The 14,246-nt window shown below is 44.0% G+C and carries 13 protein-coding genes and 1 pseudogene; 9 read left to right on the top strand and 5 right to left on the bottom strand.

What is annotated here, in order from left to right; translation table 11 throughout:
- Positions 1-647: 647 nt before the first annotated feature.
- Entirely contained in the window at positions 648-830 is a 183-nt protein-coding gene (locus DWU89_RS07500; RefSeq protein WP_115499023.1) for a hypothetical protein, read from the bottom strand.
- A 233-nt stretch (positions 831-1,063) separates the two neighbouring features.
- Here DWU89_RS07500 and nrfA point away from each other — a divergent pair.
- Positions 1,064-2,455: pseudogene (gene nrfA / locus DWU89_RS07495) on the top strand (ammonia-forming cytochrome c nitrite reductase); the annotation flags it as partial.
- On the opposite strand, the gene DWU89_RS07490 reads toward nrfA, so the two are convergent.
- Together DWU89_RS07490 and DWU89_RS07485 are read right to left on the bottom strand one after the other, a co-directional pair.
- Positions 2,452-4,764: a sensor histidine kinase gene (locus tag DWU89_RS07490; protein WP_115499021.1), complete on the bottom strand. Its 2,313-nt coding sequence runs from the start codon at positions 4,762-4,764 to the stop codon at positions 2,452-2,454. The pseudogene nrfA and the gene DWU89_RS07490 overlap by 4 nt on opposite strands.
- 154 nt (positions 4,765-4,918) lie before the next feature.
- Entirely contained in the window at positions 4,919-5,419 is a 501-nt protein-coding gene (locus DWU89_RS07485) for a thioredoxin family protein (protein WP_115499020.1), read from the bottom strand.
- A gap of 559 nt (positions 5,420-5,978) precedes the next feature.
- On the opposite strand from DWU89_RS07485, the gene DWU89_RS07480 reads away from it, so the two are divergent.
- The 5 genes from DWU89_RS07480 to DWU89_RS07460 all read left to right on the top strand — a co-directional run bounded on the left by DWU89_RS07480 (position 5,979) and on the right by DWU89_RS07460 (position 10,703).
- Entirely contained in the window at positions 5,979-6,806 is an 828-nt protein-coding gene (locus DWU89_RS07480; protein WP_115499019.1) for an ABC transporter ATP-binding protein, read from the top strand.
- 15 nt (positions 6,807-6,821) lie between these two features.
- Complete coding sequence (locus DWU89_RS07475; protein ID WP_115499018.1) at positions 6,822-7,550, top strand: hypothetical protein; 729 nt, start codon at positions 6,822-6,824, stop codon at positions 7,548-7,550.
- A complete protein-coding gene (locus DWU89_RS07470) occupies positions 7,547-7,936 on the top strand; it encodes a GntR family transcriptional regulator (RefSeq protein WP_115499017.1) in 390 nt (129 codons plus the stop codon). Before DWU89_RS07475 ends, DWU89_RS07470 begins: the two co-directional genes overlap by 4 nt.
- On the top strand, positions 7,923-8,327 hold the full coding sequence (locus DWU89_RS07465) for a hypothetical protein (RefSeq protein ID WP_115499016.1): 405 nt from the start codon (positions 7,923-7,925) through the stop codon (positions 8,325-8,327). Before DWU89_RS07470 ends, DWU89_RS07465 begins: the two co-directional genes overlap by 14 nt.
- Positions 8,328-8,393: 66 nt before the next feature.
- On the top strand, positions 8,394-10,703 hold the full coding sequence (locus DWU89_RS07460) for a TonB-dependent receptor (protein ID WP_115499015.1): 2,310 nt from the start codon (positions 8,394-8,396) through the stop codon (positions 10,701-10,703).
- Positions 10,704-10,785: 82 nt separating this feature from the next.
- On the opposite strand, the gene DWU89_RS07455 is transcribed toward DWU89_RS07460, so the two are convergent.
- Positions 10,786-11,313 (bottom strand): hypothetical protein, encoded by a 528-nt coding sequence (locus tag DWU89_RS07455; RefSeq protein ID WP_115499014.1) that lies wholly within the window; start codon positions 11,311-11,313, stop codon positions 10,786-10,788.
- A 157-nt stretch (positions 11,314-11,470) separates the two neighbouring features.
- On the opposite strand from DWU89_RS07455, the gene serB reads away from it, so the two are divergent.
- The 3 genes from serB to DWU89_RS07440 are packed head-to-tail and all read left to right on the top strand — an operon-like array spanning position 11,471 to position 13,511.
- Complete coding sequence (gene serB, locus DWU89_RS07450) at positions 11,471-12,697, top strand: phosphoserine phosphatase SerB (RefSeq protein WP_115499029.1); 1,227 nt, start codon at positions 11,471-11,473, stop codon at positions 12,695-12,697.
- Positions 12,698-12,713: 16 nt separating this feature from the next.
- Positions 12,714-13,016, top strand: coding sequence for a Dabb family protein (locus DWU89_RS07445; protein WP_115499013.1), 303 nt, complete (start codon positions 12,714-12,716; stop codon positions 13,014-13,016).
- Positions 13,017-13,037: 21 nt separating this feature from the next.
- Positions 13,038-13,511 carry a C-GCAxxG-C-C family protein gene (locus tag DWU89_RS07440; protein ID WP_115499028.1) on the top strand — a complete coding sequence of 158 codons (474 nt, stop codon included), beginning with the start codon at positions 13,038-13,040 and terminating at the stop codon, positions 13,509-13,511.
- Between the two features lie 4 nt (positions 13,512-13,515).
- On the opposite strand, the gene DWU89_RS07435 is transcribed toward DWU89_RS07440, so the two are convergent.
- Positions 13,516-14,220 carry an MgtC/SapB family protein gene (locus DWU89_RS07435; RefSeq protein ID WP_115499012.1) on the bottom strand — a complete coding sequence of 235 codons (705 nt, stop codon included), beginning with the start codon at positions 14,218-14,220 and terminating at the stop codon, positions 13,516-13,518.
- Positions 14,221-14,246: the final 26 nt, after the last annotated feature.

The following is a 14,246-nucleotide window of genomic DNA, read 5'->3' as shown; positions in this document are numbered from 1 at the left end:
AGAATAGTTCGTAACCTGTTTCCATTGAGCAAAAATAATTATTTTTTGCTTTCTCCACAACTTTTCGGGGTGAGCCATCAGGAGTTCTTTATTTGGCAAAAGAGAGAGCCTGTGGCAGGGGGCTTATTGTAAAAAACGCATTTTTCAGCCTCAAAAGACATCCGAAACAAAACAAATGTTAATCCACTTTTTCGACCTCAAAAAGGGACTTTTTCTCCTTTTTTGAGCGTTTTTAGTCATTACGACCGTCCTAATCTCCATTGCGACCGTGCTAATGTGTAGTGCACTCGGCAGCTCGCGAAGATTAGCACGGTCGTAATGGAGATTAGGACGGTCGTAATTGAAAAGAGGACGGTTTTCATGGCAAAAAAGCACCTGAATTTCCTTGAGATATTTGGAACGCCGTCCGTTTTATTTTCAAATATTCGATTCTCCGGGAGTTAAGCTTTATCACTTTGCCGACATTTTCTGTTTTCGGTAATCAAATTGTACGCTTTTTCAGACAACCTGCGCACCTCACTCCATCTGTTGTCAGTAAAGAAGATTAAAACCGTGAAAAGAGTCAATCTAAAATGGATCAAGATTTCGGACGAAATAGAAAAACGCCCAAAAAGAGGGTTATTGTATAATTTGCCTCATTCTTGTGTTTATCCCCAATGATTATCGGGTGAAAGCTCTTCCCCTCTTACCGTATTGTCTTGAGCATTCATAAACTCTTCACGGAACTTATGTAATAAATCTATATCCTGGATGTCATTAATATCCAATATTTCTTGAATCAAGGCTATCTTGCCACTCTCCGGTTCTGCATACGGTATCATACTTTTCATGTTTTTTTAGATTATTCAATAAATACTTTGCTTTATATGGTAGTAAACAATCTGTTTTTTCTTTTGTTCAGACTTCATCGGTCGTTATAAGGAAATTTTTCATATATTAGCAGCCCATAAAAGACACTTATTATATAACTTAAGGGTAAAAGACATTGAAGTTACGATATAAAATATTCACAATTATAGGTATTGTTACGATTGTTGTTGTAATTGTTTTCGGTAGAACATTACATCATCAAGACGGAATAAAGTTTATTGATGATACTGATGAAGACCAAGAGTTAGATAACGTTGACCTCTTTTCTAACGAATCTATGGACCTGCGTTATTCAAACGAGTATCAAACCTGGAAAAATACAACCGACACAACTTTCCAAAGTTTATTTAACGGGAACCAGCAGGTGGATATTTTAGCTATGCGCCCCCGGATGGTTATTTTGTGGGCCGGATATGCCTTCTCAAAAGATTATGCAACACCCAGAGGACATATGTATGCCATAGAAGATGTTTACAACAGCCTGCGCACAGGTGCGCCTATGGACAGCAAAAGCGGACCACAGCCGGCAGCCTGCTGGGCTTGTAAAAGCCCGGATATTCCACGCTTGTTGACGAGGACTGACGCTAAGACGCTCTATAAAAAGAAATGGGCCGAACTGGGAAGTGAAGTCGTCAACCCGATTGGCTGCGCCGACTGTCACGAACAGGAAAGTATGAGCTTGCGTATCACCCGTTCCTTTCTGACCGAAGCCTATTCCCGTAAAGGACAGCATATTGAAGACGCAACCGATCAGGAGATGCGCTCCCTCGTCTGTGCACAGTGTCATGCCGAATATTATTTTCATGGAGAAGAGCGTGTGCTGACTTTGCCTTGGGACCGGGGCTACACGGTAGAAAACATAGAAGCCTATTACGACAGCATACATTTCTCCGACTTTACCCATAAATTAAGCCGGACGCCTTTATTAAAGGCCCAGCATCCAGATTATGAACTGGCGCAAATGGGTATTCACGCCCAACGGGGTGTTTCCTGCGGTGAATGCCACATGCCGGCTGTTGGAGAAGGTGGAAACCGGTATAACGATCATCATATTCAAAGCCCGTTGGCAATGATTGACCGTACCTGCCAAGCTTGCCACAGGGAAAGCGAGGAAACGCTGCGAAATAATGTCTACGATCGGCAGAATAAAGTACTCTCCCTTCGCAACCGCTTGGAAGAAGAACTGACAAAAGCTCATATCGAAGCTCAGTTTGCCTGGGACAAAGGAGCGACGGAGCAGCAGATGGAGAATGTATTGAAATTGCTTCGCCAGGCACAATGGCGCTGGGATTTCGGAGTAACCTCCCACGGGGCGGCCTTTCATGCTCCCCAGGAAGTGATGCGCATTTTGAGCGACGGATTCGATAAGGCAACACAGGCCCGCATTCTGATTATGAAAATACTGATGCGCCAAGGTTACACAGGGGAAGTCCCTATGCCTGACCTTTCCACTAAAGAAAAGGCGCAACGGTATATCGGCCTCGATATAGAAGCCGAACGGATCGCCAAAGACCAATTCCTGAAGACTATTGTTCCGCAATGGCAAAAAGAAGCGGCTGAGAACAACCGTATTATTGAGAATTAATTTTCAGATATCTCCAATCCAGGAGTGTATGGCAGCGCAATCGTGAATGTGCTACCTTTTCCGATTGTAGATTCCAACGATATATTGCCACCAAAGGTTTTGATAATACTTAGGCAGATTGCCAAGCCCAAACCGGTTCCCTGTGCAAACTCGTCCAGTTTCTGGAAACGTTCAAAAACCAACGCCTTCTTTTCTTCAGGAATACCTTTGCCGGTATCTGATACGGAAAGAAGGATGAACCGGCTGTCCTTACTCAGTTCGTATTTAATCTCGATGTATCCCTGCGTGGTAAATTTTCTCGCATTATTAATAAAGTTCGTACAAACTTGTGTCAGGCGCAAACGGTCCGTATGAATAATGGCCGGCACATCAGGCACCTGCATCCGCAGCTCTACGCCTTCCGGCATCATCAGCCGGTGAGTATGGTGGACATCTTCTATCAGTTTGCTTAAGTCTATGTTCTCATACGAAAAAGACAGGCATCCGGATTCGATGCGCGACAAATCCAGGATGTCGCTGATTAATTTCAATAACAAGTCGCTGTTCTTACTTATCAGATCGAGGAATTCGACTTTCTCTTCCGGCTCTAACGACACGTCAGAATTGAGCAGCTGCGAGAAACCGACGATAGCGTTAAGCGGCGTCCGTATCTCATGGCTCATATTGGCCAGGAAAACAGATTTCATCCGGTCCGACTCTTCCGCTTTATGGCGGGCTTGAATAAGATTGTTCTCTGTATTCTTAATCTGCTGGATATTCAGGCACAAGCCACTTACCACCACTGAATTGTCATTTGAGGAGAAACCTTCTATGTTTTTATTTTGTGCATAGCGGAACTCCCACCATTCATGGCCCTTTCCGTTAAAGTCATAACGTCGGCGCGTTATCTGCCGGGCAGGAAAACCTGTGTCCAATTTCCCCCGGTTTACTATAAATTCCTCCTGATCATCAGGATGGATGGTTTCTTGGAACTCATCAGCTGTAATTGGTATTGGAGGAATACCCAAGGAATGGTAGAATTCGTTATCAAACTCAAAAATACCATTCTTATACCGGAAAGCAAAGATATTTCCACTCTCCAAAGCAAAAGAAAGAAAGGCTTTCTCCTGACGTAGTTTTTCCTGGGCTTCTTTCTTGTGTTGCGCTTCCCGCCTGTATTGCTTGCGCTGGTAGATAAAGACAGCCAGCAACAGAATACCGAAAATAACTGCAAGAATAGAAATGAATATTTTATAACGCACAGTCAGTGGCATATTAAGAATGATGGCATCGTCAGGTAGTTGTGATAAGTTAATACCCCATTTACTCAGCACATCATAGTCAAACACATATGACTTCTTGCTTTGTTGGATTTGAGGGAACTCTGACAAAGGAACTCCATTCAGAATATCAGTAATCCGACCGGCGGCTTCGTGTGTCTGCTCCTCTAATGTAGCCAGATATCCACCTACAATACCATTATTACAGCCTATTAGCTCATTCATAACAGTAAAACAAGGAAAAGCACTGAGCCGTCCCAGGGAAATCGTCATATAATCCCTCTTTGTCGCCAGGTAAGCTTTGTTGTAATAGTTTTCGCCGAACCCCTTGATTAGCGCATGAGCCGATTTCGCATTGAGTGTGCTGATATATATTGAGTCTGGCTTTATCTTAGGAATATTCGTTATCGAGATGCCGTTTTTACCGGACAAACGGACTCTGTCTGTCGAAAAGATATTGTTTGAGGCGCACAAGCCTTTTATCTGCTCATTCATATCCGCCAAAATCATATTGTCAGCGAAAGTATCATCGGCAACTCTTATAATGATGCAATTGCCTATTAATTGCTGTATCAATTTTATATTGGTCCGGTAGTCCGGTTTGTCGCTAAAGCCTGTGATATTCGGGTGTTTTTCAATAAAAGATATATTGGGATAATTGATTCCCATGAAAACTACCGGTATCGATTTGACAAACGGATGTTCGCACGTTATCAATGCATTCAAGGCTTGGTCATCATTGACAAGGATGATATCCGGTTTCCAGGAAGACAATTCGTTCAGTTTGTCAAATGTCTTCTGCCTTTGTTGCTTTTCAGTGAACTGCTCGCAGTCCAGATAGAAAGAGTATATACTTGCCCGTACACGCCTTTTATGCAAATCATCGGATAGAACCTTCTTCATTTCCTTGTAGGCAGAAAAATGTTTTTCGTAAGATTGAATTACGAGTATATGTTTTTCCTTCGATGAATCAGCCGGAGGACCACATGATATGAAGGTTAGCAAAAGTATCACTACAGCTACTAACTGGAATGAGTATTTATAAGGCATACTATTGTTGGTAATATCGAGCGTTTTTATACTACTGCAAAAATACGTTTTTTAAACCGAAAACAAATAGAAATCACTGACTATTCAAATACCAAAGCATAAAAAAGGCTGACCCGTTACCGGACCAGCCTTTTTCTAATAATAATCTAACTGATTAAATCTTCTTCAATACATTTGTCAGATCTTCCGGGGTCACATTGGCGGCGATGATAACACCCTTATCGTCTATCAGGAAGTTACGGAATCCCTTTTGCAGGTTATACTTCCCAAACAACTCTGACTTTCTGCCAAGTCCTTCATGAAATTGCATCGTGCCTTCCAATTTGTCGGCTTTTACCGTCTCGGTAAAAATGGATTCTTTCTCGTCCAAAGAGATCGAATACATCGCAATCTTACCTGAACTCAACTTGTTAACTTCATTCCATAATTGAACGTTACGGGCCCGCGATTCAGCATCGTAAGCTGCCCAGAAATTCAGCAATGTGTAACGTCCTGAATGATTTTGGAAACTGAAACTCGTTTCGTTTCCTAAAGACTCTATTCTCGGAGCAAAGTCACCAGGGTTTAAACCGACTGTTGGCTTTGCGTTTTTAGTTCCGGCTGATACTGCGAACAGCGCAACCGCAACAAGGAGAACATAAGCTCTTACCTTCATATCATCATATTTATGTTAAACTTAATCGGAGTGTTGCAGAAACTACTCGCTCCGACTCCTGATTTTCAGGAATAAACAAGGGCTTCACCTTCGCTAAGGAATCGCTTTCTTGTTCTTAACGGTTGCAAATATACAGGTAAAAGCTCTTACGAGCCAAACTATATAACACTTTTCTGCTTAATTGCAAGATTTTTTATATGTTTTATTGCATCAAAAGAACGCAAATAGAATGTTTTATAGCATACCATTAACTATATTTCACACTCCATCCCTATCATTTGGCTGTTCGTTGCCCGGAACGTTTCGGCTTTCTCATATAGTTTCACCTGTTTCGTCAAGGTGAAACTTTAGTTCTATCAGGAGGAAACTTTAGTTTCATGCAGGAGAAACTTTAGTTCCATGCCCATGAAACTTTTTTTGCACTGTAGTCTACATTATATATTATAGGTATAAGTTTTTCTTTTTCACATAAAATATTTACCCTTTTCTCTTGTTTGCTTAATAAATAGTATTACATTTGCAGTGTACTAATAAACTAATACACTAAAAGAGCAAGCATATGATTACATTAAAAGAGGCAAGTCTCAGCTACAAACGAAATAATCCTGTCCTCGACGGGGTTGACCTGGACATCCAGCCGGGTTGCATCTATGGTCTGTTGGGAAAGAACGGCGAAGGGAAGACTACATTGCTAAATATCCTGAGCGGACAACTTTTCCTGAATAAAGGCATCTGCCAGGTGTTCGGCCAGAATCCGGCAGAGCGGAACGCCGGACTGCTGCAAAAGCTATTCCTACTGCCGGAAGAAATCAATATGCCGGATGTGACGGCCATGCAGTATGTCCGGATGTATGCTCCCTTCTACCCTACTTTCAGCGACGATATCCTGAAAGCCTGTTTCGAATCGTTCGAAGTGGATTTCTCTGCCCGCCTCAATAAGATGTCGCAGGGACAGCGGAAAAAAGTCGCTATCACGCTGGCGCTTGCCGTCCATACTCCACTCCTGCTGATGGACGAACCGACCAACGGGCTGGACATCCCTTCCAAAGACGTGTTCCGCAAGCTGTTGGCCTCGTTTACGAATGAGCAACAGACGGTTATCATCTCGACTCACCAGGTGCGTGATCTGGAAAGTCTGATAGACGCGGTACTGATCCTGGATAACAAGAAAGTAATACTGAACAGTCCGTTAAACGAAATCGGCCGGAAACTCTTCTTCCGCCTCGTCAGTCCGGAAGAAACGGTTCTCTTCCAGAACCAGACTCCGTTCGGACTCATGGGCGTAGGCGAAAACACGAAAGGTGAAGAGACGCCTGTCTCCCTGGAACTCTTGTTTAATGCAGCGACTCTGCATCCTGAGAAAATCAAAAGCATGTTCAACCGATAAACACCACATACAACCATGAACGATAAGATTAGTTTACAACGAATTAAACTGCTGCTGCGTGCAGACTGGATAGAACACAAATCGCAAGCGGTCTTTGCCATAGGCGCCTTTCTTGTGGCTCTCATCGTCTTCTTCCTGCTTACGTCAGGTGATACGACAATGAAGGAATTTACCAGGAAGCAGTATTTCTTTTATGGCATCGGACTGTTTTGCTATTTCATTTACTTCTGCCGCTATGCAGGGAAAAAGGTACACAGCTCCAAAGGGCTGTATCTGACGCTTCCGGCTAATACAATAGAGAAATTCGTGACGTTGCTTGTGGAAGGATTCCTGTTGATAGCTCTCTTTCACGTGATGTTATGGCCGTCGTTCTACGCTGTGTCTCTGGCGATAACCGGTTATTCCGTCATTAGTTTTTCGGGAGTGATGAATGCTTTCAAAGTCTCCTTGCCGATCCTTGCTTTCCTCTCCTCTATTGTCTTTCTGTCTTATGTTGCTTTCCGGAAATACGCTTTTCTCATAGCCATATTGGCTTACGCTATATTGTTGGGAGGTACGGTCTACATCATTACGAAGTTTGTTATGAACGGATTTGGCCCGCAGCAGGGTGTTTTTATGGAGATGACTCCGATGTATTATATGATCAATTTCCTGGTCCAGTACCATGCTGTCGCTTTCTATGCAGCCACTCTCGGCATACTTTATATCGCTTATCTCAAACTTAAAGAAAAGGAAATCAGATGAACTACAATACGAATCAATCCATATTCATCCAGATAGCCGACCGAATCTGCGACCGGGTGCTGAGTGGCGAGTATCAGGCCGAAGCCCGTATACCGTCCGTCCGGGAGCTGGCGCTCGAAATGGAGGTGAACCCGAACACGGTCATGCGCTCGTACGAACGTCTGCAGGCGAACGAAATCATCTACAACAAAAGGGGCATCGGCTATTTTATCTCGCCTGATGCAGAAAAAGAGATACGGCGGATGCGACATAACCAGTTCATAGAGGAAGTTCTTCCGGCGGTCTTTAAAGAAATGCACCTCCTGGGCGTCGAGCTGAAAGAGCTGACAAATGCATACGATCAATATTCATCTACATTAAACACTGGCAATCATGAAAAGAAGTAATCTATATTTAATCCTGCTGTTCGCCCTGTTATACGTGTTCCCGCTCTTTGTCTGGACGGCCTACGCCTGCCTGGGCTACAAGTCTTATACGAGGATATCCGATCAGTACCGGATTATCAGGATTGAGAATCCCGACTTAACGGCAAAGCAAGTATTGATCAATACGGAAAAGACATCCTACTTCCCGGAACGGGAGATGATGGCTGTTACCGGCCGAAGCTACCTGTATTATAAAGGATACAGGCACTACCTGCCCGATTTGCTGGTCAGCGGCGATACAATCCTGATAGCCAAGCCACAGGGTACAGATAATAAAGACCTGACATTCAATATCCACATTCCTAATCTTAAAGCCGTCATACTCAACGGACAGGTGATCTGGGAGGAATAATATTCCTCCCTCCTTCCTCGTATTCTTAAACTTTTCTATTTATTAATCTCATAAACACATACTGTAATGAAGACTATCATTATAGCTGCTATTCTTATGCTCTTTTCCGTAGGGATACACAGTCAGCAAATACAAATCAAAGGAGAAATCAGAGACGCCGGAGATAGCCAGCCTGTCGAGTTCGCCAATATCGTTCTTCAAACACTGGATTCTGCTTTTATCGCAGGAACCAACAGTAATGAAAAAGGCGCTTTCCGCCTTGAAAAGATAAAACCCGGAGACTATCGCCTCGTTGTTTCCTATTTGGGATATGAGACGACCTATGTTTCAATCTTAGGTATAGCCAAAAGCATCGATCTGGGCAAGGTGCTGCTTCAACCGTCTTCCGTCGCATTAGAAGAAGTAACCATAAAGGCCTCCGCCGTCCGCTCCTATTCAGACCGCCGGATTGCCTTTCCCACCGATCAGCAAAAGCAAAATGCGACGAACGGTATCAACCTGCTCAGTACTATGATGCTCCCGCGGCTCCAGGTAAACCCACTGACAAACGAGGTGAAAGCCGACGAAGGGGATATTCAGTTCTGCATCAATGGCATCAAGGTGGAAGCGCTTGATGTACAGGCCTTGTCGCCGAAAGAGATTATCCGGGTCGAATATCACGACAATCCGGGTGTCAGATATGGGAATGTGGCTGCCGTACTGGATTATATCGTAAAACGGGAAATGACAGGGGGAAGTGTCAATATGAACCTGTCCAACTCGCCTGTCACGGTCTTTGGAGACGACCAGGTCGCTGTCCGGCTGAATCATAAGAAATCGGAGTTCGGCCTGCAATACTCGACCCGCTACCGGAACTTTAATGCGAGGAAAGAAGCCTTGGAAACCTATAACTTCGGCGACGGAATGAACATGCAGCGTGTGCTAAATGGTATTCCTACCTATATAATGGAAACAACTCACAATACATCTCTGAATTACAGTCTTGTAGAAGCTGATAAGTATTACTTCAACGCGACATTACGCTATTCCTTCACAAAAGAGAGAAAGAAGTCGCACAGCTTGCTGTACGAGAAACGGACGCCGGAACAAATAACGGATGTCAGAAGTGGTGGAGAAAGCAGGTCTCATTTGCCGTCGCTCGATTTATACTACATGCGCACGTTGAAAAACAAACAGACCATAACAGCCAACATTGTAGGAACTTATATCAACACGGATGCTAATCAGAATTATACAGAGAAAGAGGAAGAAGAAGTCTTATCGGATGTCCTTTCCAATGTTCTCGGAAAGAAATATTCTCTGATCGGTGAAGGGATATATGAAAAGAACTGGGATTTCGGACGTTTGAGCAGCGGGGTGAAGCATTCGCAGGCCTGGACGGACAATACTTATGCGGGGACAGTCGGCGGAAATACCCGGATGAAGCAATCGGAAACATACCTGTTTGCCGAATTTAGCGGGAAAGTGAAGAGACTCAATTACATGGGAGGTGTAGGCATTGCGCGTTCCTGGTTCAAACAGGAAGGTGAAGACAGTTACCAATATTATTCATTCCGTCCGAAGGTGTCCCTGCAATACAACATGACGGACAATACATTTATCCGTTTGGGCGGAAGCGTCGGAAACACATCTCCGGCACTGTCAGAGCTAAGTGCTATCGAACAGATCATAGACACGTTGCAGATCAGGCGCGGTAATCCGTATCTGACTCCTTATATAAACTACAACACTTACCTGAATTACGAGTATAAAAAAGGCCTTTTCACCGGAGGTATCAATCTCTATTACTGGTATAGCCCGGATATGATTATGGAAGAGACACTCTTTGAAAACAATAAATTCATCCGTACGTATGCCAACCAGAATAGTTGGCAAAAGGTCAGCGGAGACCTGAACGTGCGTTTCGGCCCTATCAAAAACATCCTGATGTTCAACATCACCGGAGGCGTCAACCATTTTATCAGCGACGGGCGGACTTACCGGCATACCTATACGAACCTGTATTACACGGCATCGGTTATGGCGATGTATAAGAAATTCATGGGGATGTTCCAGATCGGAAGTCCCAGAAACAACTTTGTCGGAGAGACAATGCACGGTGGTGAAAACATTCATTTATTTATGCTCCGGTACAACCAGGGTAAGTTTACAGCCGGCGCCGGCATCATGCTTCCGTTCTCTTCCCTGTATAAACGCGAAGACGAGAACAGAAACAGGTATGCGCCTTACAAAATGGAGTCTTTCTCAACCTCCGCATCCCGGATGCTCCTGCTTACCTTCTCCTGGAATTTCGAATTCGGACGCAAGTACAAAGGCGGCAACAAGAGACTGAACAATATGGACACGGATGCCGGTATTGTTAAGGGAGACAAATAAGAATCTCATATTCCCCGGTAAAAAAGAAAGCGCCTTTCCCCTCAAAGGAAAGACGCTTTCTCTTTTATCATGATTACCGTATTTATTTGTCTTTACTATAAGGTGAAGGCATCGGCATCCCTTCCTTTATATATTCGTCATATACGACTGTCGGGTGGTCTTGCGGGGAAGCGACGTTGTATTCTTCTTTGAAGTTGTCACGACGGAAGTTTTTCAATTTCAGATTCTCCGTACTGTAGGTTCGCAAGGTTTGCCTCTTGTTTCCGGTTAAAGAACTTTCTGTTACTTCCGAATCCAGGATATTCATTTTAGGAGTGAGAGAAGGTAAAAGATGCTGTTCGAGTAAACCACGATAGGCCCCGATATACTCACACCAAACAGCATTTCCACGGGTAAAAATACGATAGGTGTAATTGGACCATGCCGTCCGGATGTGGATTTCATTCTTCCAGATTTCAATACATGCCTCTGAATCGTAGTTAGAATCTTTGATCGTTACCCGCTCCAGGCCGTTCATCTTTTCCAGGACATTCGTTTGCCATTTGTCTGAATGCATTATTTCAGCAATAATTTCAGGCAATTTTTCCTTAATTTCAAACTGAATCTTCATCTTTGTTTGCCTGCCAGTCAGGACTTCTTAAGGTTGCCAGGTTCTGTTAGTAATATAATGTGTCTAAATGAATAACAATGGATATGCGAATTTTGTTTACAAAACAATCGGTTTTTGTACATATCTTGTGTACCTTTGCCTTACAAATATAGTAAATATGGAACAAAAAGACGAAATAATACTGATAACTATAAATGGTACGGATCGTCCGGGGGTAACTGCTGCCCTTACCGAGATACTGGCCAAAAATAACGCGGTTATTCTGGATATAGGCCAGGCAGACATCCATAATAACTTGTCTTTAGGTATTTTATTTCAAAGCAGTGAAGGAAATTCCGGAGATATATTGAAAGAATTACTTTTCAAAAGCTATGAGTTAGGTGTAAATATCCGCTTCAATCCGATTACCGAAGATGCCTATAATCAATGGGTTTCCATGCAAGGAAAGAACCGGTACATCATAACGATCCTGGGGCGGAAACTGACAGCCCGTCAAATTGCCGGCGTAACCCGTATTGTTGCCGACCAGGATATGAACATCGACGACATCAAGCGTCTGACAGGACGTATTCCGCTGGACGAGAACGCCCGTACGCCTAAGGCAAGCGTTGAATTCTCCGTGCGGGGAACTCCCCGGGATAAAGAGCAGATGAAAGCTGACTTCATGAAACTTTCGGCTGAACAGGAAATGGATATTTCATTCCAGGAAGAAAGTATGTTCCGCCGTATGCGCCGCCTGATCTGCTTCGATATGGATTCGACGCTGATCGAAACGGAAGTAATAGACGAATTGGCCATACGTGCCGGTGTCGGCGACCAGGTTAAGGCGATTACGGAAGCGGCAATGCGGGGCGAGATCGATTTCTGCGAGAGTTTCCGTCAACGTTGTGCGCTGCTGAAGGGATTGGATGTGTCCGTCATGCAGGAAATTGCAGAAAACCTGCCGATTACAGAAGGGGTTGACCGGCTGATGCGTATCCTGAAAAAGGTCGGCTTCAAGATCGCGATCCTTTCCGGCGGATTCACCTATTTTGGTAATTACTTGAAACAGAAATACAATATCGACTATGTATATGCTAATGAACTGGAAGTGGAGAACGGAAAGTTGACAGGCCGATACGTAGGCGATATCGTTGATGGCAAGCGGAAAGCCGAATTGCTTCGTTTGATTGCACAGGTTGAGAATGTAGATATCCGCCAAACTGTTGCCGTAGGTGACGGGGCCAACGACCTGCCGATGATCAGTATTGCCGGCCTGGGAATTGCTTTCCATGCCAAGCCGAAAGTGAAAGCTACCGCCAAACAATCTATTTCTACGATCGGACTGGACGGTATCTTGTATTTCCTCGGCTATAAAGACTCATATTTGGATGAAAAAATGTAACTAAATTAATAAGACAATGATCAGACACATCGTAATGTTTAAACTGAAAGAGTTTGCAACTCCGGCCGACAAACAGGCTAAAATGCAGGAAATCAAAACAAATTTGGAAGCTTTGATCGATAAAATCGATGTTTTGCGCATGATTCGTGTTGACTTCAATGTGAATCCGGAAGAGACATGGGATATTATCCTGACTACGGAGCTGGACACTTTGAAAGATGTCTGCACATATGCAAACCATCCCGAACATATTGCCGTATCCAAAGGTATTATAGGCCCGGTGAAAGCAGACAGAGCTTGTGTGGATTACGAATGCTAAGGCATGCAAGACGGTATTATTATGAAAGACTTTGATATCGAAGAACGTGCAAGCCAGGCAGTCCGGAACTTCGAAGCGGGATATAACTGTGCACAGTCTGTGTTTTTAGCCTATTCGGATGTATTTGAACTGGATATGGAGTTGGCAAAGAAAATGTCTGTCTCTTTCGGTGGTGGCGTAGGACGCATGCGTGAGATTTGCGGAACTGTCAGCGCAATGGCTATGCTGGCCGGTTTCAAATATCCTGTCTTGGATATTAATGACCAGGAAGCCCGTACGAAAAACTATGCGATAGTACAGAAAATGGCGGATCTGTTTAAAGAAAAGCATGGAACGGTTATTTGCCGTCGGCTTTTACCGCCTGAAGATGCCGCAGCAACAACTCCGGCACCGTCTGCCCGTACAAAAGAATATTATCAGAAGCGTCCCTGTGGCAAGTTTATTGAAGATGCTGCACGCATCGCAGGAAGAATGCTGAAAGGAGAATTGGATTGATGGCTTATGCCATCAATCTGATTTGTGTAACAATGCCCAATTTCCGTATTTCATTGAACAGGTTTGTATAAGAAGAGATAGCTTTCACATTTACTTTATAGGTGATCACAGACCGGTCGTCCAGATAGAAAGTCTCAAAGGAAACACTTACGATGAAAACGCCCTTGTCTTCCAATATCTTACGCATTACTTTCAAGTCGGGTGTCGCTGTAGAACAGGTAATAGTCAAAATCTTATTAACTCCATTCAGAAACATCCTTCTCTCCAATCGTTCCAAGCTCACCAAGATAAACAGTGTTATGACAGTTGCAATAGCAGCCGGAACATACATCCCGGCTCCTACTGCCAAACCTATCACTGCCATTACCCAAATACATGCAGCGGTAGTCAACCCGTGCACACTCCCGTGACTCTGGATGATCGCCCCAGCCCCCAGGAAACCGATACCTGAAAGCACCTGTGCTGCAATACGTCCCGGATCACCGTTCAGGAAGTTGGGATAGCATTGCGGAATCCAGATAGAGACCAGCATAGCGGCTGTCGAACCCATACAAATAAGGGTAAAGGTACGCATACCGGCCTCCCGTCTTCTGAACTGACGCTCTATCCCGATGACTGCTCCCAAAAAGAAACTGATCAGTAACTTGACTGCTGCCGTGTAAGGAGTAATAACCGTGTTTTGTAATATATCATTTATCTGTTCAAACATACTCTATTGCTTTGCAACACGCAATT

Source organism: Parabacteroides acidifaciens (assembly GCF_003363715.1).
In the GTDB taxonomy this organism is placed as follows: domain Bacteria; phylum Bacteroidota; class Bacteroidia; order Bacteroidales; family Tannerellaceae; genus Parabacteroides; species Parabacteroides acidifaciens.
The sequence above is the reverse complement of the archived record's forward strand: the minus strand, read 5'-3'. Positions and strand labels throughout refer to the sequence as shown.